Below are 26,034 nucleotides of genomic sequence, written 5' to 3'. Positions count from 1 at the left end.
CTGCCGTCACCCGCCCGACAAGCTGCCGGCCTTGTCCTGCACCGCGCCCGCGAGGTGCGCCGTGCAATCGACCAGGTCCACGGGGTAGGGCGCCTCGGGGCTGAACACCGTCACCGACGTGTTCCCGAGCCGCGCCGGCATCGTGTGCATCGCGGCCAGTTGAAGGTGGCGTTGCAGCATCGCGTGGATCACCAGGCCGTGGGTCACCACCACCAGCGGCTTCGCGAGACCCCGCTGGCGCTGCACGGCGTCGTCGAAGGCCCGGGCCACGCGCTTGAAGAAGGCGTCGGCCGACTCGCCGTGGGGCGGGGCGTCGGTCATCGTCAGCGGGTTGAAGCCGAGGTTGTCGTAGCTCTGGCCGCGCAGGTCGCCGAAGTTGCGTTCCTGCAGCAGCGGCGTTTCGGCCACCGGCAGGCCGGTGGCCGAGGCGATGGCGTCGGCGGTGGCGCGGGCCCGCGGCAGGTCGCTGCTGACGATGGCCCCCACGCCCTGATCGGCCAGGCGGCGGGCCACCGCGGCGGCCTGCGCGAGGCCGGTGGGGCTGAGCGGGGTGTCGGCGGGCTGCAGGGTGCGGGCCACGTTGAGCAGCGTTTCGCCGTGGCGCACGAGAATGATCGACATGGGCAGGCCCTCGAGGACGTCGGAGCCTGCCGTTCTATCACGCGTTGCGGCCGGCCGCTGTCTCCCGTGCGCGCCGGTTCGACATCGGCACGTTGTCCATCGGGAGGGCTTCACCCGCACGCACCGCCGCCAGCCACTGGTCGGTGGTGGCCACCGCCGCGAAGTTGCTGTGCAGCACCACGCTGAAGGCGCGGTGGATTTCCTCCGCGCTCACGCGTCCCGCGGCGTTCTCGTACGGCAGCGCGCCGGTCGCGTCCGACAGGAACTCCGCCTTCAGGCCCAGGTGCGAGGCCTGCATCACGGTGGACACGTCGCAGTTGTGTGTCATGTAGCCCACGATGGTCAGCGTGTCGATGCCCTGGGCGCTCACCCACGCGCCGAACTCGGTGCCGGTGAACACGCTGGCCTCGCGCTTGTGCACGTGGTGGTCATGCGGCCGGCGGGCGATCTCGGGGTGCAGGTCCCAGCCCGGCGTGCCCTTGTCGAAGATGGGGGCGCCGGCGGGGGCCGTGTGCTGCACCACCACCACCGGGATGCCGGCCGCGGTGGCCGCGTCCATGGTCCGGCCGATGTTCGGCAGGCTCGTGGCCACCGGCGGGAACTCGATCGGCAGGTTGCCGGTGAAGTACTCGTTCTGCACGTCGATCACGACAAGGGCGCGGCGCGGGGCGGTCATGGGGTTCTCCTTTTCGGTGGAGGGCAGCGGGAGGCGCTGTCCATGGAAGGCATTCTGCGCAGCGGCGACGCCGGCCGACAGTGGCCCGAATGTCAACTTTCGATAGAATCGGGCCATGCCAACGTCGACCCCCCTGTCCGTGGCCGTGATCGCCTTCGACGGCATCAGCCCGTTCCACCTGTCCGTGCCGTGCCTCGTGTTCGGCGAGGACCGCATCCACGACCAGAGCCCGCGTTTCGAGACCCGCGTGTGTGCGGTGGCGCCGGGGTCGCTCGGCACCGGCGCGGGCTTCCGCATCGACGTGCCCGACGGGCTCGGGGCCGTGGGCGCGGCCGGCATCGTGGTGGTGCCGTCGTGGCACGACGACCTGCGGCCCGCCCCGCCCGAGCTGCTCGACACGCTGCGGGCCGCCCACCGGCGCGGGGCCACCGTGGTGGGCCTGTGCCTGGGGGCGTTCGTGTTGGCCGAGGCCGGGCTGCTCGACGGCCGCCCCGCCACCACGCACTGGCACCTGGCCCCGGCGTTCGCCGAACGCTACCCGAAGGTGCGGCTCGATGCCGACGTGCTGTACGTCGACGATGGCCAGGTGCTGACCTCCGCCGGCACGGCCGCCGGCCTCGACTGCTGCCTGCACCTGATGCGCCGCCTGTGTGGCGCCGAGGTGGCCAACCGCGCGGCGCGGCGCATGGTGGTGGCGCCCCACCGCCAGGGCAACCAGGCCCAGTTCATCGCGCAGCCGGTGCGCACCGTGGTGCAGGGCGACCGCATCTCCGAGCTGCTCGACTGGGTGGGACATCACCTCGACGAAACGCATTCCCTCGACAGCCTGGCCGAACGCGCGCGCATGAGCCGGCGCACCTTCACCCGCCACTTCCGCGAGGCCACCGGCACCACGGTGGGCCGGTGGCTGCAGGGCCAGCGGCTCGCGTTCGCGCAGCGCCTCCTCGAGACGACGCAGCGGCCCATCGACCTGATCGCGGTGGAGGCCGGCTTCGGCACGGCGCTGTCGATGCGCCAGCACTTCGCGGCCGCGCTCGCCACGTCGCCGTCGGCCTACCGCCGCGAGTTCCAGGGCGCCGTGCATGGCTGACGCGGAGCCCACGTTCCCCGTGCGCATCGAGCCGCTCGGCCGCGAACTCGACGCACCCCGCGAGCACACGCTGCTCGCCACCGCGCTGGCCGCCGGCGTGGTGCTGCCCAGCTCGTGCCGCAACGGCACCTGCCGCACCTGCATGTGCCTCGCCACCGCCGGGCGCGTCAGCTACGCCATCGAGTGGCCGGGGCTCAGCGCCGAGGAGAAGCAGGAAGGCTGGATCCTGCCGTGCGTGGCGCGGCCCGAGTCGCCGCTGACGCTGCAGGTGCCGCACGCCCGGGCGGCCTGAGCTATCCTGGCCCGATCGATTCCAGGGAACACGAACGACGATGCGATCACGATGGGGATGGGCGCTGCTGCTGGGCGCGATGGTGGCGGGCTGTGGCGGTGGCGGCGATGCCGAAGGGGACGTGTCGGCCGATGACACCTCGGTCAACGGCAGCTTCGCGGTCTGCGCGGCCAATGCCGACGGCTTCACGTCGATGCAGACGGTGCTCACGTTCTCGGACACCCAGGCCTCGTTCGGCCTGCGGCAGTACTTCGGCACGCGGTGCCGTGGCCCCGCGTTCGTCTCGATCCGCTTCCCCCTGATCCTGCTCACCGGCACGGGCACCCAGTCGGTTGCCGCGCCGTCGTCCGGCTCGGTGACCGCGGTGCGCTTCACCGCCTCGTCGGCCGGCGGCGCGCTGACGGTCGACACCGGCAGCGACCACGTGCGGATCGTCGACGGCCAGCTGCAGGTGGTGGCGCCCGATTCGGGCCTCGTGATCTACAGCGACGACCTCGTGCAGGCGAGCTACACGAACGAGAAGGACCTGCGCGTGCGCGTCGGCGGCCAGCTCTTCCTCGGCCAGGGCGACGGGACGCTGAACGCGGACGGCTACCCCACGGGTGTGGACTACACCCAGCCCTGGACGCGCCTGGAATGAAAAAAGGCGCCCCCCGGGGGAGGGGCGCCTTTCAAACCGACGAGGTGGGTTCCGCGGTCAGACCGAGGTCAGCGCGCAGTTCTTCTTGAAGATGTCGAGCGCGAGCTTCGTGGTCATGCGGGCCGACAGCGCGAAGATGGTCTCCTGCGGGTTCGCGCCGAGGCTGGTCGGGAAGATCGACGAATCGTGCACCGACAGGTTGGTCAGCTGGTGGTGCCGGCCATCGGCGTTGACCACGCCGAGCTTCGGATCGGCCGCCATGCCGCAGCCGCCCATCTGGTGCGCCGACTGCAGGCGCACGAGGCCCGACGAGAAGTTGAATCCGTCGATCGCGGCCTGCAGTTCGGCGTTGCTCGTGTAGCCGCCCGGCTTCGACTGCTGGTGTCCCGTGAACACGCGGGTCGCCCCGGCGGCGAACTGCACGTCCACCTGCACCTTGATCGCGCGGCGCAGGGCCTCGAACACCGGCGCCGTGAGCGGGTAGTCGAGGATCGGCGAACCGTCGGAGCGAAGCACCACCGAGCCACCGGGCGCGTCGGGGTGGAACCCGTCGCGCACGAAGGAGATCACGGTGCCGTAGTTGGCGTAGTTGCGCATCACGTCCGCATGGCCCTCACCGGTGGCCGCCACCGAACTGGCGACGAGCACCGGGTGCAGCGGGGCCACCTCGAGCTTGAAGCCGAGCGGGCCGGTGACGGGGTTCTGGTCGAGGAAGTGGTCCGAGTACACCGACTGCGGCAGGCCCTGGAAGGCCTTGACCTGGTTCGGGTAGATGCCGCTCACGGCCGCCGACGGGTGCAGGAAGGTGCGTTTGCCGAGCGTGCCGTACGGGTCGGGCGCCGCCGAACGCAGCAGAAGGCCCGGGCCGTTGATGGCACTGGCGGCCTGCACGAAGTGCTTCGCCTTGAAGGTCACCTTGCGGCCGCTCGGGCGCAGGCCCGCGGGGTCGAGTGCGTCGCACACCAGCGATTCCACCTTCGTCTTCGCGGCGTTGAACACGTAGTTCTGGGCGCGAAGGCGCGTGTACAGGCTGGCGCCGCGGGCGAGCGCCGTGGGCAGCGTGGTCACGAGCATCGACTGCTTCGCGTTGATCGGGCACCCGAGGCCGCAGTAGCCGAGGTCCGCGCAGCCGCGCACGTTGGGCGACAGGGTGCCCCACGTGTAGCCCAGGCGCGAAAGCCCGTTCGACAGGATCGCGTTGTTGGCGTTCGGCACGCCTTTCCACGGTTGCACGCCGAGGCGCGCTTCCACGGCCCGGAACCACGGGTCCATGCGGGCCTGGGTCAGGTCGGTTAGGCCGAAGCGACGTTGCCAGTGCTCGAGCACGACGGGCGGGGTGCGCAGGCTGGTGGCCCAGTTGATGGTGGTGCCACCGCCGACGGTGCGGCCCTGCAGGATGCCGACACCGCCATCGAGCGTGCGGCGGCCGAGCGCTTCCTGGTACATCGCCGGGTAGGCTTCCGATTCCTTCATGTTGAAGTCGGTGGAGCTCTTCAGCGGGCCTTCCTCGATCAGCGCGACCTTCAGCCCTGCGGTGGCGAGCATCTCGGCGGTGATGCCGCCGCCGGCACCGGTGCCGATGATGACGACGTCGAACGTGACCGTCTGGTCCGCCGTGATCGTCGAGGCGTCGGTGATCTTCCATCCGGCCTTCTTGCCGACGACCCACGGGTCGACCGGCTTCTTCGAGGGCACGGGAACGATTTGTGGAATGGTGATGGTCATTTGATGCTCGGCGGTCCGGGGTAGTTGATGGCGGGCCAGTTGGTCGGGTTCGAGTAGTGCGCGTTGGGGATGATCCCCATGAAGGCGCTGTAGATCGAACGTTGGCTGGCGGATGCGCTCAGACGCAGGGCGTCGAGCAGGGCCGTGAGGGCCGCCGCGGGCATCGCTTCCCAGGTGGGCGGGAAGGCGGGGTTGAAGATCTGGGGGCCGTTCTTCAGCGTGGTGAACAGGCCGAGCACGCTCGCCTGGTTGAACGGGTGGTAGTTGCTGACCAGTTCACCGGCGCGCTGGGCGACGAGGGTGATGGCCGCCTGCCGCGCGGTGGGGTCGGCGGGCAGGGCGCTTTCGCCCAGCACGATGGGCACCCACACCCGCACGATGGCGAGCGAGGCGGCATCGAGTGCCGACACGGGGGGCACGACCTGCGCCTGGGCGTTGCCCAGGCCGGTCCCCCACAAGGCTCCGCCGGCCACCCCTGTGGCCAGCACGTCTCTTCGATTCATTGTCATCGTTGTCCTCCAATGGCTTGGCTACCAAGTCGTCGGCGGGCGATGGAATCCGTCCCGCCGCGTTGCCGCGCGGTCTGATCTGCACGGATGTGCAAATCCTAAACGGGCGTTCATGACGGTGTCGCGAGGGAAAACCTTCGCGCAACAACGATTTAGGGGGTGTCGATGCAACAGTTTGTGTGCGGGCTGCGCGGGTTTCCCCGCGAGTTTCACGCTCGTAAGTGCACGCTAGTGCATTTGGCGAGCGAGCCGGCCGCCGCTCCCGCGGCGGGCATCGGTCCGGCTCAGGTGACCTTCAGGTCCTTCAGGGCCGGGTCGTCGGGCGGGTAGCCCAGGTCCATCGATTCGAGCTTCTGCTTCAGCAGCGTCGCGATCATCAGGTTGCGGTGGGTCTTGGAGTCGGCCGGCACCACGGTCCACGGCGCCCAGGAGGTGCCGGTGGCCGAGACCAGGTCGGCGTACGCGGCCTGGTAGTCGTCCCACTGCTTGCGGGCCGTCAGGTCGTCGGCCGCGAACTTCCAGCGCTTGGCCGGGTCGTCGAGGCGTTCCTGCAGTCGCGCGCGCTGCTCGTCCTTCGAGATGTGCAGCATGAACTTGCAGACCACCGTGCCGGTCTCGGTGAGCATCCGCTCGAAGTCGTTGATGTGGGCGTAGCGCTGCTTCGTCTGGGCCTTCGTGATCCAGCCGTTGACGGGCGGCACGAGCACGTCCTCGTAGTGGCTGCGGTTGAACACCATGATCTCGCCGGCGGCCGGCACGTGCTGGTGGATGCGCCAGAGGTAGTCGCGGGCCCGCTCCTGCTCGCTCGGGGCCTTCCAGCCGATGGTCTTCACGCCCAGGGCGCTCATGCGGCCGAACACCCCGCGCAGCGTGCCGTCCTTGCCGCTCGTGTCGGTGCCCTGCAGCACCACCAGCAGCTTGAAGCGCCGGTCGGCATACAGCAGGTTCTGCAGCGTGTCGAGTTCGACGGCGAGGGTGTCGACGAGGGCGCGGTCCTCCACCTTGTCGCCGGTCGAGAACGGCTTGTCGCCGGGGTCCACCTTGTCGAGGCGGAACTTCTTCGAGGCGCTGTCTGCCGTGGCGTGTTGGTAAGGGCTAGCGTCAATCTTCGTGGCGGCCATCGATGCGTTCCTTCCCTGTGGAAATCGGTGCAGGTTTTCATTCTGTCACCCATCGGCGGGGGGCTCGGGCTGTCGGAATCCCGGCACAATCCGGTCCTAGAACGACGGGTACGCCCCGCGCACAAACAGACACGAGACAGCAGGAGTCAACGTGGCCGCCCAGACCATTCCCCAGAAAACGCCGGAGGCCGTGGCCGAGCTGGCGAGTCGCCAGCGCAAGCTGAGCCAGCGCCATCGCACGGTGCTGCTGCTGGTCGACGGCAAGCGGTCCGAGCTCCAGGTGCGGCAGATGGCGTTGCAGGCCGGCGCGGCCGGAACCTGTTTCGACGAACTCGTCGAACTCGGCATGATCACGCTGCCCGAGCCCGTGCTGGAAGTGCCTGTCAGCGCGCCGATGCCGCTGGCCGAGGAGCCGGCGCCCGCGCCCGGCCCGGTGCTGCTGGTCGACGTGCCGCCCGCCGGCCCCGATTCGGTCCACAGCAGCCTGCTGCCCGCCTCGCTGACGCTGCAGCCCGAGTCCACGCTGAACGATTCGGTGATGCTGAACGAACCTCCCCCGTCCGACCTGGGCGACCTCGATTCGCTGATCCGCGAGGGCGGCGATGCCCAGCTGGAAGAGGCCCGCGACCTGATGATCCGCGCCGTGCGCGCCGAAGCCCCGGTCGCCGGGTCGCTCACGCTGCTGCGCCTGCGGCGCGCGCGCAGCCGTGCGGACCTCGAAGGGCTGCTCGAGGAAGTGGAGCTGCGCATCACCAAGCCGTTCAAGGGGCTGTGGGCCTCCCAGACCATGTCGCGCGTCCGTGAGCTGCTGTCGTCACAATCGGTGACATGACCGTAGTAATCTCTGTCGCATGACGTTCCTCGCCATCGACATCGGCAACACGCGCCTGAAGTGGGGTCAGTACGCGGCCCCGTTCCCCGGGGCCCCGCTCGTCGCGCACGGCGCGGTGTTCCTCGAGACCATCGACACGCTCGCCGAGTCCGAGTGGAAAAAACTCACCCCGCCGGGCAGCATGCTCGGCTGCGTCGTGGCCGGCGAGGGCATCCGCCGCCGCGTCGAGGAGCAGCTGGAGCTGTGGGACATCGACCCGCGCTGGGTCGTGTCGAGCGCCCATGCGGCCGGTGTCTCCAACGGCTACGACCACCCGGGGCGCCTCGGCACCGACCGCTGGGTGGCCCTCATCGGGGCGCGCCACCGCGTGCTGGCCCACGGCGCCCCGCGCCCGGCGCTGGTCGTGATGGTGGGCACCGCGGTGACGGTGGATGCGATGGACGCCGACGGCAACTTCCTCGGCGGCATGATCCTGCCGGGCTTCGGCGTGATGCAGCGGGCGCTCGAGATGAGCACCGCGGGCCTGAAGGTGCCCACCGGCGAGATCGTCGACTTCCCCACCAACACGAGCGACGCGCTGATGACCGGCGGCTCGAGCGCGATGGTGGGCGCGGTGGAGCGCATGCACCGCAAACTGCGCGAACGTTGCGGCCAGGACCCCGTGCTGCTGATGAGCGGCGGGGCGGCGCCGAAGCTGTCGGCCATCACCGACCTGAAGTTCGAGAACGTCGAGAAGCTCGTGTTCGACGGGTTGCTGGCCCTGCAATCCCATCGCCTGGCCCTTTGAAAACAAGCATGTCATCCCGGCGAAGGCCGGGACCTTCAGCCTGCGCCCAGGGTCCCGGCCTTCGCCGGGATGACAGCGTTTCTCAGAGGATGTAGCGAGACAGGTCCTCGTTCTTCGCGAGGGCGCCGAGCTTCGCATCCACTTCCGCCGCCCCGATCGACACCGTCTGCCCACCCCGGTTCGGCGCATCGAAGCTGATCTCGTCGAGCAGCCGCTCCATCACCGTCGACAGCCGTCGCGCGCCGATGTTCTCGGTGCGTTCGTTCACGTCGCACGCGATCTGCGCGATGCGGCGGATGCCGTCCGGCGCGAGGTCGAGCGTGACCCCCTCGGTGGCGAGCAGCGCCTGGTACTGCTTGAGCAGGCTGGCGTGGGTCTGCGTGAGGATGGCCTCGAAGTCGTCGACCGAGAGCGAGCCCAGTTCGACGCGGATCGGGAAGCGGCCCTGCAGCTCGGGGATCAGGTCGCTCGGCTTGCTCAGGTGGAACGCCCCGGAGGCGATGAAGAGGATGTGGTCGGTCTTGACCATGCCGTACTTCGTGTTCACCGTGGTGCCCTCGACCAGCGGCAGCAGGTCGCGCTGCACGCCCTGGCGGGACACGTCGGCGCCGCCGCTGTCCGAGCGCGAGGCGACCTTGTCGATCTCGTCGAGGAACACGATGCCGTTCTGCTCGGTGTTGGTGAGGGCGCGGGTGCGCACCTCGTCCTCGTTGACGAGCTTGGCGGCCTCTTCCTCGCCCAGCAGCTTCAGCGCCTCGGCGATCTTGAGCTTGCGGGTCTTGCGTTTCGTGGGCGCGAGGTTGGAGAACATGCCCTTGAGCTGCTCGGCCATCTCGTCCATGCCCGGCGGGCCCATGATCTCGAGGTTGGCCTTCGGCTCGACCAGGTCGACCTCGATCTCCTTGTCGTCGAGCGCACCTTCGCGCAGGCGCTTGCGCATCACCTGGCGCGCCGTGTTGTCGGCGGCGGGGGCGGGCGGGGGGCTCGCGGTGAGACCGAAGTCGTGGCCGGACGGGCGCGGCGGTGGCACGAGGATGTCGAGCACGCGTTCCTCGGCGGCGTCTTCCGCGCGCACGCGCTGGCGGCGCATCTGCGCCTCGCGCTCCTGCTTCACGGCCATCTCGAGCAGGTCGCGGACGATGGAGTCGACGTCCTTGCCGACGTAGCCCACCTCGGTGAACTTGGTGGCCTCGACCTTGATGAACGGCGCGTCGGCCAGCTTGGCCAGGCGGCGCGCGATCTCGGTCTTGCCGACCCCGGTGGGGCCGATCATCAGGATGTTCTTCGGCGTGATCTCGCCGCGCAGGCCTTCCTCGACCTGCTGGCGGCGCCAGCGGTTGCGCAGGGCGATGGCGACGGCGCGCTTGGCGTCCTTCTGGCCGACGATGTGGCGGTCGAGTTCGGAGACGATCTCCTGGGGGGTCATGGTGCTCATTCCAGCGTCTCGATGGTGTGCTGCTGGTTGGTGTAGATGCAGAGGTCGCCGGCGATCTCGAGCGACTTCTTGACGATGTCGCGGGGCGAGAGTTCGGAGTGCTGCAGCAGGGCGAGGGCCGAGGCCTGGGCGTACGCGCCGCCCGATCCGATGGCGACGATGCCCTTCTCGGGTTCGAGCACGTCGCCGTTGCCCGTGATGATCAGCGAGGCGTCGCGGTCGGCCACGGCCAGCATGGCCTCCAGGCGGCGCAGCACGCGGTCGGTGCGCCAGTCCTTCGTCAGTTCGATGGCGGCGCGCACGAGGTGGCCCTGGTGTTTCTCGAGCTTGGCCTCGAAGCGCTCGAACAGCGTGAAGGCGTCCGCGGTGGCGCCGGCGAAACCGGCCAGCACCTGGTCGCGGTAGAGCTTGCGCACCTTGCGGGCCGTGGACTTGACCACGATGTTGCCGAGTGTGACCTGGCCGTCGCCGCCGAGGGCGACGACGTTGCCGCGGCGCACGCTCAGGATGGTGGTGCCGTGATAGTTTTCCATGGGGGTCAGATCCGGGCGGATGCGCCGGGTTCAACCCCGGTGCGAAACAGAAAACCCACGCAACGTGTCATCCCGGCGAAGGCCGGGACCTTCGGCCGATGCCCAGGGTTCCGGCCTTCGTCGGAATGACGGAAGTGGTGGGGCGGGCGGCGGGCTGGCCGTCATCCCGGCGAAAGCCGGGATCAGACGACGCGGACCTTGACCTTCGCGTGTTCGTTGATGCCCATCGCGCCGAAGAACAGCGCGACGAGGCGGTGGGCGTCGGAGAAGCTCACCGAGCGGTTCTCGCTGCGGCGGGCGAGCACCCAGTTCAGCAGGTCGCCCGCGGCGATGAAGTCGACGCGGATCAGGCGGGCGCACGACACGTTGACGATGGTGGCGTTGCCCAGGTCCTCGTGCATCTTGGTCAGCGTGGCGCTGATGTCGCCCACCAGCTGGCCCGACAGTTCGACGCCGGCCACTTGCACCACCCCCGGCTCGTCGATGAGCTGGGATTCCTGGAAGCTGGTGGAGACGTCGCTGACGACCGACATGGGCGGCGACTGGGTGCTGAGGTTCGAGCCGCTGATGCGCACCTGGCACGTGACGGGCTCCCACGACGGCGGCGACACCTCGTAGGTGACGCAGTAGTCGATGGCGGCTTCGTCGAACTGGTCGGGGCGGTTGGCCAGGCGCAGTGCGTCGAGGCGCACCTGCCAGAAGACGGGGTCCGCGTCGCGCACGCCGGTGGGCGCGGCATCCGACAGCACCTGCAGCAGGCGTTCGCCGCCCACCCAGCGCATGTCGATCGACTGCGGCATCCAGCTGCGGAACAGTTCGCTCAGGCGGGCGCAGCCCTCGGCGTCGATGGACTGGAGCGCGCTCCAGTCGAAGACCCACGGGAGCGGCATCTGCAGCGTCTGCGAGCGCAACTCGGCGACGGTGTCGGCCTCGACCAGGCTCGGGCACACCCAGCCGACGTTGCCGTCGATGCGGGCGTTGCTCGGGCGGCGCTCTTCGCTGGCGGCCTCGGCCACGAGGCGCGGCATCGAGAACCACTGCGGGGCCGACCAGCCGAACTGCTGGGCGTAGTCGAGGGCCAGGCCCTCGAACTTCTGCTGCTGGCCGATGGCGCGGTACAGGTCGAACAGCGCGAGCCAGGTTTCCGCGTGCTGGGCGCGGGGCCCGGAGGTGGCGGTGAGCTGGGAGAGTGATTCCTCGCACAGCTCGAAGTCGGCGTTCGCGAAAGCGATGACGGCTTCGTCGAGTTCGGGGTCGTGCTCGACCTCGCTGACCTCCGCCGCGAACGGGCGGGCGAGTTCGGACGATTCGACGCTGCCGTTGAGCGGGGACAGCCCCGGGCTCATGACCACGGCGGCCTGCGGGGCGATGCCCGGGCGCGGGCCGGGCGGCGGCACCGGGGTCAGGCCGGGCGTGCCGCCATCGGGCTGCGTCGCGGCGTAACCCATCGCGGCGGGCTGCGTGGGGGCGTCGTAGAAGGCAGGGGTGCGGCGCGAGGGCGATGCCAGGCCGTCGCCGACCATCTGCTGCTCGATCTCGTCGATCTTGGCCTTCACGCCACTGTACGGCTTGGCGCCGCTCTCGGGCATGCGGGCTTCGGAGTCGTCGATGCGGGACGAGCCGCCGAGCGTGGCGAGCTGTTCGCTCGTCAGGCCCTCGCGGCGCACCTTGCGGAGCATGTCGAACTCGCGCTTGCGCACGAAGTCGTTGCGCCGCTTGCGCTCGATCATCGCCTTGAGCTCGGACTTGGCGTATTCGCTCTCGCGAGCGTCTTCCGTGGGCGCGCCGAGCTGCGCCCAATCCGTGGCCGGGTTGGCCACGAACTTGACGACCTTCCGGAAGAAGCTGGAGCTGTCTTTGTTGTCCGCCATGTCGAAAGAAATAAAGCTGGATCGGGCCGACGCAGGGCGTCAGTCGCCGAACATCTTCTGTTTCAGTTCGCGCCGTTGTTGGGCTTCCAGGGACAGTGTAGCGGTCGGGCGGGCGATCAGGCGGCCCAAACCGATGGGTTCGCCAGTTTCGTCGCAGAAACCGTAGTCACCCGAATCGAGGCGGACCAGAGACTGTGCGATTTTCTTCAGAAGCTTGCGTTCACGGTCGCGCGTGCGCAACTCGAGGGCGTGTTCTTCCTCGATGGTGGCGCGGTCGGCCGGGTCGGGGACGATGGAGGTGTCCTCGCGCAGGTGCTCGGTGGTTTCGCCGGCGTTGCTGAGCAGGTCGTCCTTCAGGCTTTGCAGCTTGGCGCGGAAGAATTCGATCTGCTTGTCCTTCATGTACTCGCTGTCCGGCATGGCGAGCACTTCGGCCTCGGTCAGTTCGCTGCCGGCCTTGGTTTTCCAGGCGTTGGCGAGTTTGGGGTCGGCCTTGTGAGGGGTTTTGGCGATGTCGATCACGGAAGAATTCATCTGGCGGGTAGGGGGCCGCGGAGGCGCGAAGCGGTCCGCGAAGCGGGAGGTGGCCGGCGGAATGGGGGCCGGCGGGGGCGCCGCGGCGGCTCGGGCCGCCGCGACACGCGGAGAGGAGGCCTTCATGACCCCGCTGTCCGCCTCGACGGCCTCGGCCACCGGCGCCGCCTTGGGGGCAGCCTTCGCGGGGGCGGGTTCGGGTTTCGGGGCGGGGGTGCGGGTCACGGCAGCAGGGGTGGGCTTGGCAGGGGCGGGCGCCGCCTTGGTTGCGGGTTTCGGGGCCGACTTGGCCGCGGCCTTCGCGGCCGGCTTGGCCTCCGCGGTGGCCGTGGTTGTGGCCGTGGTTGTGGCTTTCACCGGAGATTTGGCGGCGGCCTTGGCCGCCGGCTTCTTCGCCGCTGGCTTGCTCGCGCTGGTTCGCTGGACCGGGGTCTTGCTCACTGGAAATCTCCTCGCAACGGCAGTTATACCCGCTATGGGGGCCACGTGCACCCCGGTAGCCGAGATCAGGCGCCGCGGATTGTAGCCACGTTGCCGTCCTTCGGGCTGCCCCCCGTCAAGGGGTCAGGCCAGGCACTGCTCCAGGCCCTGCTGGAAGACGTCCTTGGGGAGGTCGAGGCCGATGAAGACCATCTTGCTGGTCTTCTTCTCGCCCTTCGCCCACGCGGGGCCCAGGTCGCTGCCCATCAGCTGGTGCACGCCCTGGAAGATCACCTTGCGGTCGCTGCCCTTCATGTTCAGAACCCCCTTGTAGCGCAGCATCTTCGGGCCGTACACCTGGACGATGGCCGCGAGGAAGTCTTCCAGCTTGGCCGGATTGAAAGGCTTATCGGAACGGAACACGAAAGACTTGACATCGTCGTCGTGGGCGTGGTGATGCGGGTGGTCGCAATGTTCACCGTGCTCATGGTCGTGATCGTGGTCATGGTGGTGGTGGCCATGCCCGTGGTCGTCGGCCTTCAGGAAGTCGGGGTCGATCTCGAGCTTGGCGTTGAGGTTGAAGCCCTTGAGGTCGAACACGTCCTTCAGCGGCACGTCGCCGAAGTTCACGCGCTTCTGCGGCGCGCGGGGGTTCATGTGCTTGATGCGGTGCGCCAGGGCGTCGACCGAGGCGTCGTCGACCAGGTCGGCCTTGCTGATGAAGATCTGGTCGGCGAACCCGACCTGCATGCGCGCTTCCTGGCGGGTGTCGAGCTGCTGGTCGCCGTGCTTGGCGTCCACCAGGGTCAGGATGGAGTCGAGGAGGAAGTTCTCGGCGACCTCGTCGTCCATGAAGAAGGTCTGGGCGACCGGGCCCGGGTCGGCGAGGCCGGTGGTCTCGATGACCACGCGGTCGAACTGCAGTTCGCCCTTGCGGCGCTTGGCCGCCAGGACGGTCAGCGTGCTGCGGAGGTCTTCGCGGATGGTGCAGCAGACGCAGCCGTTGTTCAGCTGGATGATCTGTTCGCGGCTGTCCTGCACCAGGATCTCGTTGTCGATGTTCTCGTCGCCGAACTCGTTCTCGATGACGGCGATCTTCTGGCCGTGGGCTTCGGTGAGCACGCGCTTGAGCAGCGTGGTTTTGCCCGAACCGAGGAAGCCGGTCAGGATGGTGGCGGGGATCAGACTCATGGAAAACCTGTGGGGGAGGGTGCCGCCGGCGGCGGAGAAGAACCCATGCGGGCCCATGTGGGGTCGCGGGCGGGGTTGACAAGCGATTTTCTCGAAGGTACCAGATGTGTCAAGCTCGCCGGACCGGACATACGCCTACTGCTGTTAAGCTTTTGCCCATTCCGACTCCCCGCGCCCGCGCGATGCCCGACCCTCATCCCAGCCGCCCCCCCCGGGGGGACCGTCATGCCCCGCAGGCCGACAAGCGCAGCCTGTTCGAGCGGCTGGTCGAGTTCGTGTCGCCGGGCGTCGACTCGCGCGACGAACTCATCGAGACCCTGGCCGACGCCGAGCAGCGGGAGCTGATCCCGCCCGAGTCGCGGGTCATGCTCGAGGGGGTCATCCGCATGGCCGACCTGACGGCCGGCGACGCGATGGTGCCCGCGCCGCGCATGGACGTGCTCGACATCGAGTCGCCGTACGACGACCTGCTCTGGGTCGTGATCGACACCGGGCACTCCCGGTTCCCGGTCTTCGAGGGCTCCCGCGACAACATCATCGGCACGCTGATGGCCAAGGACCTGCTCAAGCTGCAGCGGGCCCCCGAGCTGAACCTGCGCACCCTGCTGCGCCCGGCCGTCTTCGTGCCCGAGTCCAAGGGCCTGAACGAACTGCTCCGCGACTTCCGCTCCAACCGCAACCACCTGGCGATGGTGATCGACGAGTTCGGCAACACCGCCGGCCTCATCACCATCGAGGACGTGCTGGAGGAGATCGTCGGCGAGATCGAGGACGAGTTCGACGAGAAGGACGGCGAGTCCGGCATCTACACCCTGGCCGACGGCAGCCACCGCGTGGCGGGCGACACCGAGATCGCCGCCGTCAACGAGGCGTTCGTGGTCGACCTGCCGGTCGACGAGTTCGACACCATCGGTGGCCTGGTCGCCCAGGAACTGGGCCGTGTCCCGCGTCGCGGCGAATCCGTGACAATCGCGAACCTCGTGTTCTCGGTCATGTTGACCCGTGGTGGCGCGGTGCGCTGGTTCAAGGTCACCCGCAACCCCGAGATCGCCCTGGGGAGTGACGGTGCCTGACATTCAAAAAACCAATTCGACAACCCGTACGACAACCCGCGGTGGCGACACCGGCAAGAGCGCTGGCAGGAGTGCCCGCGCCGGGGCCCGGCGCAGCAAGGGCACGGCCATCGACCGGGTCTTCGTCGGGTTCGACCTGGCCCTCGTGATCCTGCTGGGCGCGCTGCACGCGCTGCCCACCGCCTACCCGCGCTTCTGGTGGATCCAGCTGCTGTGTGCGGCCGGTCTCGCGTTCCGCGTGAGCCGGGCCTCGGTGGGGCGCGCGGCGCTGCTCGGCTTCGCCTTCGGCACGGCCTGGCTGTGCGCCGGCACCTGGTGGCTCTACATCAGCATGCACCGCTACGGCGGCTTGTCGGCGCCGCTGTCGGCGCTCGCGGTGTTCGCGCTGTCGGCGTTCCTGTCCCTCTACCTCGCGGCCGCGATGGGGCTCTTCGCGAAGTTCCGGCGCCACGCGCTGTGGCTCGACGTGCCCATGTTCGCCGGCTGCTGGCTGCTGGCCGAGCTGGCCCGCGGCTACGTCCTGACCGGCTTCCCGTGGGCCGCCTCGGGTTATGCCCATGTCGACTCGCCGCTGGCGGCGCTGGCTCCGGTGATCGGGGTGTACGGCATCGGGGCGGTGGCCGCCGGGCTGTCCGCGCTGCTCGTGGCCGGGCTGCGCGACCGCCGCCAGCCGGGCGGGGTCACGGCCGTGTGCGTGGCCACCGTCGGCGTCGTGCTGGCGGGCCTGACCTTCATCAAGCTGCCGGGCTACACCACGGCCACGGGCACGCTGCAACTGTCGCTGCTGCAGCCCAACGTGCCGCAGAACGAGAAGTTCGCGGTCGAGGTGCTGCCGCAGAACCTCGACTGGGCCGCGAAGAACCTGATGGCCGCCCGCGGCGACCTGGTCATCGCGCCGGAAACCATCGTCCCGCTGCTGCCGGAGCAGCTGCCGCCCGAGTACTGGCAGCCGCTGCTGAAGCACTTCCAGCGCGGCTCGCAGGCGGCCCTCTTCGGCCGGCCGCTCGGCAGCCTGGAGACCAGCTACACCAACTCCGCCGTGGGCATCTCCCGCGACACGGTGAAGATGGACGACGGCTTCTTCCGCTACGACAAGCACCACCTGGTGCCGTTCGGCGAGTTCATCCCCACCGGCTTCCGCTGGTTCACGAACCTGATGAACATCCCGCTCGGCGACTTCGGCCGGGGCCCGCGGGTGGCTCCGTCGTTCCCGGTGAAGGGCGAACGGGTCGCCCCGAACATCTGCTTCGAGGACCTGTTCGGCGAGGAACTCGCCGCCCGGTTCGCCGACGAGCCGGTGGCGCCCACGGTGTTCGCGAACCTGACCAACATCGGCTGGTTCGGCGACACCATCGCGGTCGACCAGCACCTGCACATCTCGCGCATGCGCACGCTCGAGTTCCAGCGGCCGATGGTGCGGGCGACCAACACCGGCACCACCGCCGTGATCGACTACACCGGCCACGTGACGCAGGCGATGCCCACGTTCACGCAGGGCGTGCTGAACGCTCCGGTGACGGGGCGCACCGGGCTGACGCCGTTCGCGTCGTGGTCCTCGCGCTTCGGGCTGCTGCCGCTGCTGATCGTGGCGCTGCTGCCGCTGCTGGGCGCCCTCGTCCTCCGCCGCGCCGAAGACTGACATCCCGGGCGGGGCGGCGGGCCCGTAAAATCCCGCCTCCTGCCCTTTTCCCGTGACTGCACCACCATGCTGACCTTCCAGCAAATCATCCTGCGCCTGCAAGACTACTGGGACCGCCAGGGCTGCGCGCTGCTGCAACCGTACGACATGGAAGTCGGCGCGGGCACCAGCCACACCGCCACGTTCCTGCGCGCCCTGGGTCCGGAGCCCTGGAAGGCTGCCTACGTGCAGCCCAGCCGCCGCCCGAAGGACGGCCGCTACGGGCAGAACCCGAACCGCCTGCAGCACTACTACCAGTACCAGGTGGTGCTCAAGCCCGCGCCGTCGAACATCCTCGAGCTGTACCTCGGCTCGCTGGAGGCGCTCGGCTTCGACCTGAAAGCCAACGACATCCGCTTCGTGGAAGACGACTGGGAGAACCCGACGCTCGGCGCCTGGGGCCTCGGCTGGGAGGTGTGGCTGAACGGCATGGAGGTCACGCAGTTCACGTACTTCCAGCAGGTGGGCGGCATCGAGTGCAAGCCCATCACCGGCGAGATCACCTACGGCCTCGAACGCCTGGCGATGTACCTGCAGGGCGTCGACAGCGTCTACGACCTCAAGTGGACCGACACGCTCAGCTACGGCGACGTGTACCACCAGAACGAGGTCGAGCAGAGCACCTACAACTTCGAGCACAGCGACGTCGACTTCCTGCTGACCGCCTTCGCGGCGCACGAGAAGCAGGCGAAGCACCTGATGGAGTCGCAGCTCGCGCTGCCGGCCTACGAGCAGGTGCTCAAGGCCGCGCACAGCTTCAACCTGCTCGATGCGCGGGGCGCCATCAGCGTCACCGAACGCGCCGCCTACATCGGCCGCATCCGCAACCTCGCGCGCAGCGTCGCGCAAAGCTACCTCGACAGCCGGGCCCGCCTCGGCTTCCCGATGGCCCCGAAGGCCTGGGCCGACGAAGTGGTCGCCTCCCTCGAGAAGAACAAGAAGGCGGCCTGAACCATGACCACCAAGAACCTCCTGATCGAACTGTTCGTCGAGGAACTGCCGCCGAAGGCGCTGAAGGTGCTCGGCGAGTCCTTCGCCCGCACGATCGCCGAAAGCCTGAAGGCCTCGGGCCTCGCTTCGGCGCAGTCGGCCGTCACCCCGTTCGCCTCGCCGCGCCGCCTGGGCGCCCATGTGAGCGGCGTGCTGGACCAGGCCGACGACAAGCCCGTCACGCAGAAGCTGATGCCGGTGGCCGTCGCGCTCGACGCCTCGGGCAACGCCACGCCGGCGCTGCTGAAGAAGCTGGGTTCGCTCGGCTTCGATGCCTCCGTCGTGCCCCAGCTCAAGCGCCAGCCGGACGGCAAGGCCGAGGCCCTGTTCCTCGACACCGTCGTGAAGGGCGCCCGCCTGGCCGAGGGCCTGCAGAAGGCGCTCGACGAGGCGCTCGCGAAGCTGCCCATCCCGAAGGTCATGCAGTACCAGCTGGAAGACGGCTGGTCGAGCGTGAACTTCGTGCGCCCGGCCCACGGCCTCGTCGCGCTGCACGGCGCCGACCTGGTGCCGGTGAAGGCGCTGGGCCTCGAGTCCGGCCGCGCCACGCACGGCCACCGCTTCGAGGCCTCGGTCGACCCGGTGATGCTGCTCGACGCCGACCACTACGCGCACCAGCTGCAGGAGCAGGGCGCCGTGATCGCGAGCTTCGAGGCGCGCCACGCCGAGATCTCCCGCCAGCTGAAGGTGGCCGCCGACCGCGAAGGCCTCGTGCCCATCGACGACCCCGCGCTGCTCGACGAAGTCACCGCGCTGGTGGAGCGCCCGAACGTGCTGCTGTGCCAGTTCGAGCCGGAGTTCCTCGCCGTGCCGCAGGAGTGCCTCATCCTCACGATGAAGGCCAACCAGAAGTACTTCCCGCTGCTGGATGCGGCGGGCAAGCTCACGAACAAGTTCCTGATCGTCAGCAACATCGCGCCGGCCGACCCGAGCCGCGTGATCGGTGGCAACGAACGCGTGGTGCGCCCGCGCCTCGCCGACGCCAAGTTCTTCTTCGACCAGGACCGCAAGAAGACGCTCGCATCGCGCGTCGAGGGCCTCGGCCGCGTCGTGTACCACGGCAAGCTGGGCACGCAGGGTGAACGGGTCGAGCGCGTGCGCGCCATCGCCCGCGTGATCGGCGAAGCGATCGGCGGCGCCGACGTGGCCGCGCAGGCGGACACCGCGGCCCAGCTGGCGAAGGCCGACCTGCTCACCGACATGGTGGGCGAGTTCCCCGAGCTGCAGGGCATCATGGGCGGCTACTACGCCCGTGGCGACGGCCTGGGCGACACCATCGCCTCGGCCATCGAGGACCACTACAAGCCGCGTTTCGCGGGCGACGAACTGCCGCGCAACGACGTGGGTGTCGCGGTGGCCCTGGCCGACAAGCTCGAGACGCTGACCGGCCTCTTCGGCATCGGCCAGCTGCCCACCGGCGACAAGGACCCGTTCGCGCTGCGCCGCCATGCCCTCGGTGTGGTGCGCATGCTGGTCGAGCGCGCGCTGCCGCTCGACATCGACGCGCTCGTGCGCGCCGCCGTCGAGACCTTCGGCCCGCTGGTCGCCGACCCGGCCAAGACCACCGGCCTCGTGGTCGACTTCATGTTCGACCGCCTCGCGGTCAGCTTGCGCGACCAGGGCTATGCCGCCCAGGAGATCGATGCCGTGCTGAGCCGCCGCGGCAGCCGCGTGCACGAGGTGCCGCGTGCGCTCGCGGCCGTGAAGGCCTTCGCCGCGCTGCCCGAGGCCGCGAGCCTGGCCGCCGCGAACAAGCGCGTGGGCAACATCCTCGCGAAGTCCGAAGGTGCCGTGGGCGCCACGCCGGACGCCGCGCGGTTCGTCGAGCCCCAGGAGCAGGCGCTGTTCGAGGCGCTGCGCGCCGCCAACGGCCCGGCCACCGAGGCCTTCGAGCGCGGTGACTACACCGCCTCGCTGCAGGCCCTGGCCGTGCTGAAGGCACCGGTGGACGCGTTCTTCGACAGCGTGATGGTCAACGCGGAAGACCCCGCGCTGCGCGCCAACCGCCTGGCGCTGCTGGCGAGCCTGCATGCCGCGATGAACCGCGTGGCCGACCTGTCCAAGCTGGCCACCTGAGCATCACGCGATGAACCTCATCATCCTCGACCGCGACGGCACGATCAACGAGGATCGGGACGACTACGTCAAGTCGGCCGACGACTGGATCCCGATCCCCGGCTCGCTCGAGGCCATCGCCCGGCTGAACCATGCGGGCTGGCACACGGTGATCGCGAGCAACCAGTCGGGCCTCGGCCGCGGGCTGTTCGACATGGCCGCGCTCAACGCGATGCACGCGAAGATGAACTCGCTGCTCGCGAAGGTGGGCGGCCGCATCGATGCGGTGTTCTTCTGCCCGCACACGCCCGACGAATCGTGCGACTGCCGCAAGCCGCTGCCGGGCCTGTTCCGCCAGATCGGCGAACGCTACGGCGTGGACCTCGCCAACGTGCCGGTGGTGGGCGATTCGCTGCGCGACCTGCAGGCGGGCGCCGCGGTGGGCTGCAAGCCGCACCTCGTGCGCACCGGCAAGGGCGCCGCCACCGTGGCCGGCAACGTGCTGCACCAGGTGCCGGGCACCGTGGTGCACGACGACCTCGCGGCCTTCGCCGAATACCTGATCCAGGAAGAGCGTGTCCTGCGCGGCAGTGCCGGCGCGGGCGACGCGAGCCTCGGACGTCTCGACTGAACCCCCATGACGAAACTGCTGACCGCGATCCGGTCGTTCCTGTTCCTGCTGTGGATGGCCGTCACCGTGGTGCCCTGGGCCCTCGCTGTGCTGGTCTATTCGATCTTCGTGCGCGGCGCGCCCATCTACTGGCTGTGCGCCGGCTGGCTGCGCGTGGCCATCTGGGGCTGCAAGGTGATCTGCGGCGTCGAGAAGCGCGTGCAGGGCATGGAGAACCTGCCCGACGGGCCGGTGATCCTGCTGTCGAAGCACCAGAGCACGTGGGAGACGTTCGCGTACCCCACGATCATGCCGAAGCCGCTCTGCTACGTGTTCAAGCGCGAGCTGCTCTACATCCCGTTCTTCGGCTGGGCCATGGCGCGCATCGACATGATCCACATCGACCGCAGCAAACGCGCCGAGGCCTGGAACAAGGTGGCCGAGCAGGGCCGCAAGCACATGGGCCACGGCAACTGGGTGATCATGTTCCCCGAAGGCACCCGTGCGCCGCGCGGCGGGCAGGGCACCTACAAGGCCGGTGGTACGCGCCTGGCCGTGGCCACCGGCGTGCCGGTGGTGCCCATCGCGGTGAACGCGGCGCGCTGCTGGCCGCGCAAGTCGTTCATGGTGCGCGCGGGGGTGGTCGACGTCTCCATCGGCAAGCCCATCCCGTCCGAGGGCCGCACGGCCGACGACCTGATGCGCGAGGTTGAAACCTGGATCGAAGCGGAAATGCGCCGCATCGATCCCGAGGCCTACGTGTCCTCCGCAACCTGAAGGTCATGGGCGCCGCATAGAATGAGCGCCCATGACGCGTCCCTCGCCGGCCCACCGCACGATGCAGCTTTCGCTGTTCGATGACGGCTCGCCGGCTGCTCTGCCCCTGATGTCCGTGCCTCCCGATGCACCGCCGATGGTTTCGGCCCCGGCGCCCACGCCTCGCCTGCCCCTGGCGGTGAGCCCGGCGCCGAGCGCGCTGGCGCCTGCCGTGTTCCGCCATCCGCAGGCGCACCGCGAGATCCGCCTCAACTCCCACGTGGTCGCCTACGCGCTGCGCCGCGCGCGCCGGAGCAGCATCGGCTTCGTGGTCGGGCTCGACGGCCTGACCGTCTCCGCCCCGAAGTGGGTGGGCCTTGCCGAGATCGACACCGCGCTGCACGAGAAGGCCGACTGGATCCTGCGCAAGCTGCGCGAACAGCAGGAGCGCCAGCAGCGCCTGCTGGCCGCGAAGGTCGAGTGGCGCGACGGCACCAGCATCCCGTACCTCGGCGACACCGTCATCGTGGTGCTCGACGCGCGGGCCAGCACCGCCAAGGGCGGCGCCGCGCTCAACACCGATGCGTCCGGGCTGCCGGGCGTGCCCAGCCACACGTTGCACATCGGCCTGCCGCACACCGCGGGGCCGGAACAGATCCGCGACGCGGTCCAGAGCTGGCTGCAGCGCGAAGCGCGCCGCGTGTTCGAGGAACGCTGCCGCCACTTCGCGGTGCAGCTGGGCGTGCAGTACAAGCGGCTCAGCCTGTCGTCCGCGCAGACGCGCTGGGGCAGCGCCAGCGCCGACGGCTCCATCCGCCTCAACTGGCGCCTGATCCACTTCGCCATGTCCACCATCGACTACGTGGTGGCGCATGAACTCGCCCACCTGCGCGAGATGAACCACAGCCCGCGTTTCTGGGACGTGGTGCGTTCGGTGATGCCCGACTTCGAAAAGGCCCGCGGCACCCTCAAGGACGACGTGCTGCCGGTCTTCGATTGACGGTCGCATCGCGATGAGTCTTCATCGCTACTCCTTCCGGCAGTTGCTGCTGGTGGCGTTCCTGCTGATCGCCGCGCTGCTCAGTGCCGCATCGCTGCGCGGCCTCTTCACCCTCGAAGGCCTGCTGCGCCAGAGCAGCGCGGGCGCCCGCCAGGCGGTCACGCTCAGCGCGGCTGCGCAGCTGATGGCCGAGCGCAGCGTCGACATGGAACGTGCGGCGCGCCAGTTCCTCGTGCTGGGCGACCCCAACCTGCGCCAGCGTTTCGACGACGCGGCCCGCGAGGCCGGCGACTCGCTCGAACAGCTGTCGGCGGGGTCGCTGCCGAAGGCGTCGGCCGACAAGTGGCGCGCGACGCTCGCGGAGATCGAGGCGCAGCTCACCGGCACGCCGCCCACGCAGCGCCAGCGCGAACTCGCGCTTACCGCGGCGTTCACGTCGCTCGACCAGCTCAACACCACCATCGCCGAGCAGGTGCGCCAGGCCACCGAGCAGCGCAACCAGGTGCTGCGCGACGAACTCGAGGCGCGGCGCGTGGACCTCGCGCAGCAGATCCTCGGTGCCATCGTGGTCGCCGGTGTGCTGGCGCTGGTGTTCGGCCTGTGGCTCGCGCGGCCGCTCAAGCGCATCGAGAACGCCATCGTGGGCCTCGGCGAGAACCGCCTCGAGAAGACCATCGACATCCGCGGCCCGGCCGACGTGCGCCTGATCGGCCAGCGGCTCGAATGGCTGCGGCTGCGCCTGGCCGAGCTCGACTCCGACAAGGCGCGGTTCCTGCGGCACGTGTCGCACGAGCTGAAGACGCCGCTGGCGGCGCTGCGCGAGGGCGTGTCGCTGCTGGAGGACGGGGTCACGGGCGCGCTCAACGACAACCAGGTGCAGGTCGTGCGCATCCTGCAGCAGAACACCGTGGTGTTGCAGCGGCAGATCGAGGACCTGCTGCGCTTCAACGCCGCGGCCTTCGAGGCCCGCCGCCTCGTGCGCCGGCGCACCGAGCTCGTGGCCTTCATCGGTGACCTCGTGAACCAGCAGCGCCTGCAGTGGCAGGCCAAGCTGCTGCGCGTGCGGGTCGACGGCGACCCGCTCTGGACCGAGATCGATGGCGACAAGATGGGAATGGCCCTTGCCAACCTGTTGTCGAACGCGATCCGCTTCAGCCCCTCGGGCGGTACCATCCAGTTTTCGGTTTCCCGGGAAGCCGGCCGGGCCTGCATCGACATCGTCGACAGCGGCCCGGGTGTCGCGTCCGCCGACCGTGCCCGCGTCTTCGAACCCTTCTACCGGGGCGAGCGCCAGCCGGCCGACGAGGCGCGTGGCAGTGGCATCGGGTTGTCCATCGTCCATGAATACGTCACCGCGCACGGCGGGCAGATCGAACTGCTGCCCGACGGGCCGGGGGCGCACTTCCACATCGAGCTTCCGCATGCGTCCTCGGACTGACCTTCTTCGTGCCTGGGCCCTGGCGGGCGGCAGCCTCGCGCTGGCCGCCTGCACGGCGCTGCAGCCCGCGCCGCCGCCGGCCCCCGTGCCGCCTCCGCCGCCCGCGCCGGCCCCCGTGCCGCCGCCCCCGCCACCCCCACCGCCGCCGGTGGTCGACCCGAGCGAGGGCGTGGCGCGGCGGCTGCTCGCCTACAACGAGCAACTGCGGCAGATGGCGCCGGCCGAGCTGGGCCAGGAACTCACGCGGCTGAACGCGCTCGTGTCCGCCAACGCGCAGGCGGCGTCGCCGCAACTCGTGATGGAGCTTTCGCTTGCATTGACCCATGCGCGCAACAACGGGGACATCGCCCGGGCGGCCGCGCTGCTCGACCCCATCGTCAAGTCCACCAACCCCGACATCGCGCCGTGGCAACCGCTGGCGCGCCTGCTGTCGGTGCGGCTCGTCGAACAGCGCAAGCTCGAGGAACAGCTGGACCGCCAGGGCCTGCAGCTGCGCGAGGCCCAGCGCAACCTGCAGCAGACCAACGACAAGCTCGAGGCCCTCAAGGCCATCGAACGCAGCCTGACGGCGCGGCCGCCGTCGGCTCCCGTGAAGCCCTCCGCGCCACCGCCACCCCCGGCGCCGTCCGCGCCGCCGGCACCCGCTCCTGCCTCGAAAGCCCCGTGATGCCGGCGAACCTCCTGCTGGTCGACGACGACCCGGACCTGCTCAAGCTGCTGTCGATGCGGCTCACCTCCGCCGGCTACCACGTGACGGCGGTGGCGTCCGCGGAGGACGCCCTCGCGCAGCTCGACGTCGCCCGCCCGCAGCTCGTCGTGAGCGACGTGCAGCTGCCGGGCCGCGACGGCCTCGCGCTGTTCGACGAGATCCGCGCCCACCACCCGGCGCTGCCGGTCATCCTGCTCACCGCGCACGGCACCATCCCCGATGCGGTCGAGGCCACGGCCCGCGGTGTCTTCACGTACCTCACCAAACCCTTCGACGGCAAGGCGCTGCTCGAGAAGATCTCGCAGGCGCTCGCGCTGGGCGCCCCCGCGCACAAGGCGGCCGACGGCGACGAGCAGTGGCGCGAGGCCATCGTGAGCCGTTCGGCCCGCATGGCCGAGCTGCTGGCCGAGGCCAAGATGGTGGCCGCGTCCGACGCCAGCGTGCTGATCTGCGGCGAGAGCGGCAGCGGCAAGGAACTGCTCGCGCAGGCCATCCACAAGGCCAGCGCGCGGGCCGACAAACCCTTCGTCGCGGTGAACTGCAGCGCGATCCCCGAGGCCCTGCTCGAGTCCGAATTGTTCGGGCACGTGAAGGGGTCTTTCACGGGTGCCGTGGCCAACCACCGGGGCCTCTTCCAGGCCGCCGACGGGGGCACGCTGTTCCTCGACGAAATCGGCGACATGCCCCCGGCGCTGCAGGTCAAGCTGCTGCGGGTGCTCCAGGAGCGGTCGGTGCGGCCGGTCGGGGCGAGCGAGAGCATCCCCGTCGACGTGCGCATCCTGTCCGCCACCCACCGCGACCTCGACGCCGCGATGGCCGAAGGGCAATTCCGGGAAGACCTTTTTTACCGATTGAACGTGGTGGCCCTGACGCTGCCGCCGCTCGGCGAGCGCCGCGAGGACATCCCGCTGCTGGCCAACCATTTCCTCTCGAAACTGGGCGAGAAGTACGGCAAGCCGCTCAACGGTTTCGCCCCCGATGCGCTGAAGGCCCTGGCCACGGCCCTGTGGCCGGGCAACGTGCGGCAGCTGCACAACGTGGTGGAGCAGGTCTGCGCGCTCGCCACCACGCCGCTGATCCCCCTCGCGCTGGTGCAGCGCGCGCTGCGCGTGCCCACCGTCGAGGTGCTCAGCTTCGCGCAGGCGCGGGAACGCTTTGAACGAGATTACCTGGTCGGTTTGCTCAAAATGACCGATGGCAACGTGGCGGATGCAGCCCGTCTGGCGGACCGCAATCGCACCGAGTTCTACCGCCTGTTGCAGAAGCACGGGCTGACCCCCGGTCGGTTCCGCGCCGACACGCCGACGGCCGAATAGGCCACCGGGCGGCGTCACCCGATCCGAGTTGTCGCCGATGCGCGACAACTGGTTTGCCGCGGTGCAGCAGAGGGAAAGCGACCGGGAGGTCCGCTTTCCGCTGTCGCCGAGGGGCGACAGAAAACGAGGAAA

General features: G+C 69.6%; 25 protein-coding genes. 15 read left to right on the top strand and 10 right to left on the bottom strand.

Annotated features, from left to right (window positions below):
* Positions 1-6: 6 nt before the first annotated feature.
* Both A4W93_RS25815 and A4W93_RS25810 read right to left on the bottom strand, forming a co-directional pair.
* Entirely contained in the window at positions 7-621 is a 615-nt protein-coding gene (locus A4W93_RS25815; protein WP_085753344.1) for a histidine phosphatase family protein, read from the bottom strand.
* A 37-nt stretch (positions 622-658) separates the two neighbouring features.
* On the bottom strand, positions 659-1,297 hold the full coding sequence (locus A4W93_RS25810; protein ID WP_085753343.1) for a cysteine hydrolase family protein: 639 nt from the start codon (positions 1,295-1,297) through the stop codon (positions 659-661).
* A 115-nt stretch (positions 1,298-1,412) separates the two neighbouring features.
* Here A4W93_RS25810 and A4W93_RS25805 point away from each other — a divergent pair, with 115 nt between their 5' ends.
* Genes A4W93_RS25805 through A4W93_RS25795 form a run of 3 tightly spaced genes read left to right on the top strand, consistent with a single transcriptional unit; the run spans position 1,413 to position 3,319 of the window.
* Positions 1,413-2,387 (top strand): GlxA family transcriptional regulator, encoded by a 975-nt coding sequence (locus A4W93_RS25805; protein ID WP_085753342.1) that lies wholly within the window; start codon positions 1,413-1,415, stop codon positions 2,385-2,387.
* Positions 2,380-2,679, top strand: coding sequence for a 2Fe-2S iron-sulfur cluster-binding protein (locus A4W93_RS25800; RefSeq protein WP_085753341.1), 300 nt, complete (start codon positions 2,380-2,382; stop codon positions 2,677-2,679). Before A4W93_RS25805 ends, A4W93_RS25800 begins: the two co-directional genes overlap by 8 nt.
* A gap of 40 nt (positions 2,680-2,719) precedes the next feature.
* A complete protein-coding gene (locus tag A4W93_RS25795) occupies positions 2,720-3,319 on the top strand; it encodes a hypothetical protein (protein ID WP_157131780.1) in 600 nt (199 codons plus the stop codon).
* 57 nt (positions 3,320-3,376) lie between these two features.
* On the opposite strand, the gene A4W93_RS25790 is transcribed toward A4W93_RS25795, so the two are convergent.
* From A4W93_RS25790 to A4W93_RS25780, 3 genes are all read right to left on the bottom strand, one after another.
* Positions 3,377-5,044: a GMC family oxidoreductase gene (locus A4W93_RS25790; protein WP_085753339.1), complete on the bottom strand. Its 1,668-nt coding sequence runs from the start codon at positions 5,042-5,044 to the stop codon at positions 3,377-3,379.
* Complete coding sequence (locus tag A4W93_RS25785) at positions 5,041-5,547, bottom strand: hypothetical protein (protein ID WP_157131779.1); 507 nt, start codon at positions 5,545-5,547, stop codon at positions 5,041-5,043. Before A4W93_RS25785 ends, A4W93_RS25790 begins: the two co-directional genes overlap by 4 nt.
* A gap of 290 nt (positions 5,548-5,837) precedes the next feature.
* Positions 5,838-6,674 carry a PPK2 family polyphosphate kinase gene (locus A4W93_RS25780; protein WP_085753337.1) on the bottom strand — a complete coding sequence of 279 codons (837 nt, stop codon included), beginning with the start codon at positions 6,672-6,674 and terminating at the stop codon, positions 5,838-5,840.
* Between the two features lie 151 nt (positions 6,675-6,825).
* Between A4W93_RS25780 and A4W93_RS25775 the strand changes: the two genes are divergently transcribed.
* The gene (locus A4W93_RS25775) at positions 6,826-7,506 is read left to right on the top strand and encodes a hypothetical protein (protein WP_085753336.1); all 681 of its coding nucleotides are present in this window, start codon (positions 6,826-6,828) and stop codon (positions 7,504-7,506) included.
* 19 nt (positions 7,507-7,525) lie between these two features.
* Positions 7,526-8,293: a type III pantothenate kinase gene (locus tag A4W93_RS25770; RefSeq protein ID WP_085753335.1), complete on the top strand. Its 768-nt coding sequence runs from the start codon at positions 7,526-7,528 to the stop codon at positions 8,291-8,293.
* An 82-nt stretch (positions 8,294-8,375) separates the two neighbouring features.
* On the opposite strand, the gene hslU is transcribed toward A4W93_RS25770, so the two are convergent.
* The 5 genes from hslU to A4W93_RS25745 all read right to left on the bottom strand — a co-directional run bounded on the left by hslU (position 8,376) and on the right by A4W93_RS25745 (position 14,277).
* On the bottom strand, positions 8,376-9,728 hold the full coding sequence (gene hslU / locus A4W93_RS25765; protein WP_085753334.1) for an ATP-dependent protease ATPase subunit HslU: 1,353 nt from the start codon (positions 9,726-9,728) through the stop codon (positions 8,376-8,378).
* Positions 9,725-10,261, bottom strand: a complete 537-nt coding sequence (gene hslV / locus A4W93_RS25760) for an ATP-dependent protease subunit HslV (RefSeq protein ID WP_085753333.1) — start codon at positions 10,259-10,261, stop codon at positions 9,725-9,727. The genes hslU and hslV overlap by 4 nt, the downstream gene beginning before the upstream one ends.
* Positions 10,262-10,443: 182 nt before the next feature.
* A complete protein-coding gene (locus tag A4W93_RS25755; protein WP_085753332.1) occupies positions 10,444-12,132 on the bottom strand; it encodes an STAS domain-containing protein in 1,689 nt (562 codons plus the stop codon).
* A gap of 39 nt (positions 12,133-12,171) precedes the next feature.
* The gene (gene dksA / locus A4W93_RS25750) at positions 12,172-13,107 is read right to left on the bottom strand and encodes an RNA polymerase-binding protein DksA (protein WP_099959992.1); all 936 of its coding nucleotides are present in this window, start codon (positions 13,105-13,107) and stop codon (positions 12,172-12,174) included.
* A gap of 123 nt (positions 13,108-13,230) precedes the next feature.
* Positions 13,231-14,277: a CobW family GTP-binding protein gene (locus tag A4W93_RS25745; protein ID WP_085754330.1), complete on the bottom strand. Its 1,047-nt coding sequence runs from the start codon at positions 14,275-14,277 to the stop codon at positions 13,231-13,233.
* 182 nt (positions 14,278-14,459) lie between these two features.
* Here A4W93_RS25745 and A4W93_RS25740 point away from each other — a divergent pair, with 182 nt between their 5' ends.
* The 10 genes from A4W93_RS25740 (at position 14,460) to A4W93_RS25695 (ending at position 25,902) form a co-directional block, all read left to right on the top strand.
* Positions 14,460-15,350 carry a CorC family transporter gene (locus A4W93_RS25740; protein WP_085753331.1) on the top strand — a complete coding sequence of 297 codons (891 nt, stop codon included), beginning with the start codon at positions 14,460-14,462 and terminating at the stop codon, positions 15,348-15,350.
* Entirely contained in the window at positions 15,343-16,989 is a 1,647-nt protein-coding gene (gene lnt / locus A4W93_RS25735) for an apolipoprotein N-acyltransferase (RefSeq protein WP_237357626.1), read from the top strand. The genes A4W93_RS25740 and lnt overlap by 8 nt, the downstream gene beginning before the upstream one ends.
* 66 nt (positions 16,990-17,055) lie before the next feature.
* A complete protein-coding gene (glyQ, locus tag A4W93_RS25730; RefSeq protein ID WP_085753330.1) occupies positions 17,056-17,979 on the top strand; it encodes a glycine--tRNA ligase subunit alpha in 924 nt (307 codons plus the stop codon).
* A 3-nt stretch (positions 17,980-17,982) separates the two neighbouring features.
* Positions 17,983-20,094, top strand: a complete 2,112-nt coding sequence (glyS, locus tag A4W93_RS25725) for a glycine--tRNA ligase subunit beta (protein WP_085753329.1) — start codon at positions 17,983-17,985, stop codon at positions 20,092-20,094.
* Positions 20,095-20,104: 10 nt separating this feature from the next.
* On the top strand, positions 20,105-20,704 hold the full coding sequence (gene gmhB / locus A4W93_RS25720) for a D-glycero-beta-D-manno-heptose 1,7-bisphosphate 7-phosphatase (protein ID WP_085753328.1): 600 nt from the start codon (positions 20,105-20,107) through the stop codon (positions 20,702-20,704).
* A gap of 6 nt (positions 20,705-20,710) precedes the next feature.
* Positions 20,711-21,460 (top strand): lysophospholipid acyltransferase family protein, encoded by a 750-nt coding sequence (locus A4W93_RS25715; RefSeq protein ID WP_085753327.1) that lies wholly within the window; start codon positions 20,711-20,713, stop codon positions 21,458-21,460.
* Positions 21,461-21,491: 31 nt separating this feature from the next.
* Positions 21,492-22,439: a M48 family metallopeptidase gene (locus A4W93_RS25710; RefSeq protein ID WP_085753326.1), complete on the top strand. Its 948-nt coding sequence runs from the start codon at positions 21,492-21,494 to the stop codon at positions 22,437-22,439.
* Positions 22,440-22,452: 13 nt separating this feature from the next.
* Complete coding sequence (locus tag A4W93_RS25705; protein WP_085753325.1) at positions 22,453-23,877, top strand: sensor histidine kinase; 1,425 nt, start codon at positions 22,453-22,455, stop codon at positions 23,875-23,877.
* Positions 23,861-24,544, top strand: a complete 684-nt coding sequence (locus A4W93_RS25700; RefSeq protein ID WP_157131778.1) for a hypothetical protein — start codon at positions 23,861-23,863, stop codon at positions 24,542-24,544. Before A4W93_RS25705 ends, A4W93_RS25700 begins: the two co-directional genes overlap by 17 nt.
* Complete coding sequence (locus tag A4W93_RS25695; protein ID WP_085753323.1) at positions 24,544-25,902, top strand: sigma 54-interacting transcriptional regulator; 1,359 nt, start codon at positions 24,544-24,546, stop codon at positions 25,900-25,902. Before A4W93_RS25700 ends, A4W93_RS25695 begins: the two co-directional genes overlap by 1 nt.
* Positions 25,903-26,034 lie beyond the last annotated feature (132 nt).

Origin of the sequence: Piscinibacter gummiphilus (assembly GCF_002116905.1) — a bacterium.
Taxonomy (GTDB): domain Bacteria; phylum Pseudomonadota; class Gammaproteobacteria; order Burkholderiales; family Burkholderiaceae_C; genus Rhizobacter; species Rhizobacter gummiphilus.
This window is presented reverse-complemented; position numbering and strand designations above follow the sequence as displayed.

Coding starts and splice junctions, on each gene's coding strand:
- A4W93_RS25695 (WP_085753323.1), top strand. CDS start 24,544: ATGCCGGCGAACCTCCTGCTGGTCGACGACGACCCGGACCTGCTCAAG.
- A4W93_RS25780 (WP_085753337.1), bottom strand. CDS start 6,674: ATGGCCGCCACGAAGATTGACGCTAGCCCTTACCAACACGCCACGGCA.
- A4W93_RS25810 (WP_085753343.1), bottom strand. CDS start 1,297: ATGACCGCCCCGCGCCGCGCCCTTGTCGTGATCGACGTGCAGAACGAG.
- A4W93_RS25790 (WP_085753339.1), bottom strand. CDS start 5,044: ATGACCATCACCATTCCACAAATCGTTCCCGTGCCCTCGAAGAAGCCG.
- A4W93_RS25755 (WP_085753332.1), bottom strand. CDS start 12,132: ATGGCGGACAACAAAGACAGCTCCAGCTTCTTCCGGAAGGTCGTCAAG.
- A4W93_RS25715 (WP_085753327.1), top strand. CDS start 20,711: ATGACGAAACTGCTGACCGCGATCCGGTCGTTCCTGTTCCTGCTGTGG.
- A4W93_RS25805 (WP_085753342.1), top strand. CDS start 1,413: ATGCCAACGTCGACCCCCCTGTCCGTGGCCGTGATCGCCTTCGACGGC.
- A4W93_RS25785 (WP_157131779.1), bottom strand. CDS start 5,547: ATGAATCGAAGAGACGTGCTGGCCACAGGGGTGGCCGGCGGAGCCTTG.
- A4W93_RS25795 (WP_157131780.1), top strand. CDS start 2,720: ATGCGATCACGATGGGGATGGGCGCTGCTGCTGGGCGCGATGGTGGCG.
- glyQ (WP_085753330.1), top strand. CDS start 17,056: ATGCTGACCTTCCAGCAAATCATCCTGCGCCTGCAAGACTACTGGGAC.
- hslV (WP_085753333.1), bottom strand. CDS start 10,261: ATGGAAAACTATCACGGCACCACCATCCTGAGCGTGCGCCGCGGCAAC.
- A4W93_RS25770 (WP_085753335.1), top strand. CDS start 7,526: ATGACGTTCCTCGCCATCGACATCGGCAACACGCGCCTGAAGTGGGGT.
- A4W93_RS25745 (WP_085754330.1), bottom strand. CDS start 14,277: ATGAGTCTGATCCCCGCCACCATCCTGACCGGCTTCCTCGGTTCGGGC.
- glyS (WP_085753329.1), top strand. CDS start 17,983: ATGACCACCAAGAACCTCCTGATCGAACTGTTCGTCGAGGAACTGCCG.
- hslU (WP_085753334.1), bottom strand. CDS start 9,728: ATGAGCACCATGACCCCCCAGGAGATCGTCTCCGAACTCGACCGCCAC.
- A4W93_RS25815 (WP_085753344.1), bottom strand. CDS start 621: ATGTCGATCATTCTCGTGCGCCACGGCGAAACGCTGCTCAACGTGGCC.
- A4W93_RS25705 (WP_085753325.1), top strand. CDS start 22,453: ATGAGTCTTCATCGCTACTCCTTCCGGCAGTTGCTGCTGGTGGCGTTC.
- A4W93_RS25700 (WP_157131778.1), top strand. CDS start 23,861: ATGCGTCCTCGGACTGACCTTCTTCGTGCCTGGGCCCTGGCGGGCGGC.
- gmhB (WP_085753328.1), top strand. CDS start 20,105: ATGAACCTCATCATCCTCGACCGCGACGGCACGATCAACGAGGATCGG.
- A4W93_RS25740 (WP_085753331.1), top strand. CDS start 14,460: ATGCCCGACCCTCATCCCAGCCGCCCCCCCCGGGGGGACCGTCATGCC.
- A4W93_RS25800 (WP_085753341.1), top strand. CDS start 2,380: ATGGCTGACGCGGAGCCCACGTTCCCCGTGCGCATCGAGCCGCTCGGC.
- A4W93_RS25710 (WP_085753326.1), top strand. CDS start 21,492: ATGACGCGTCCCTCGCCGGCCCACCGCACGATGCAGCTTTCGCTGTTC.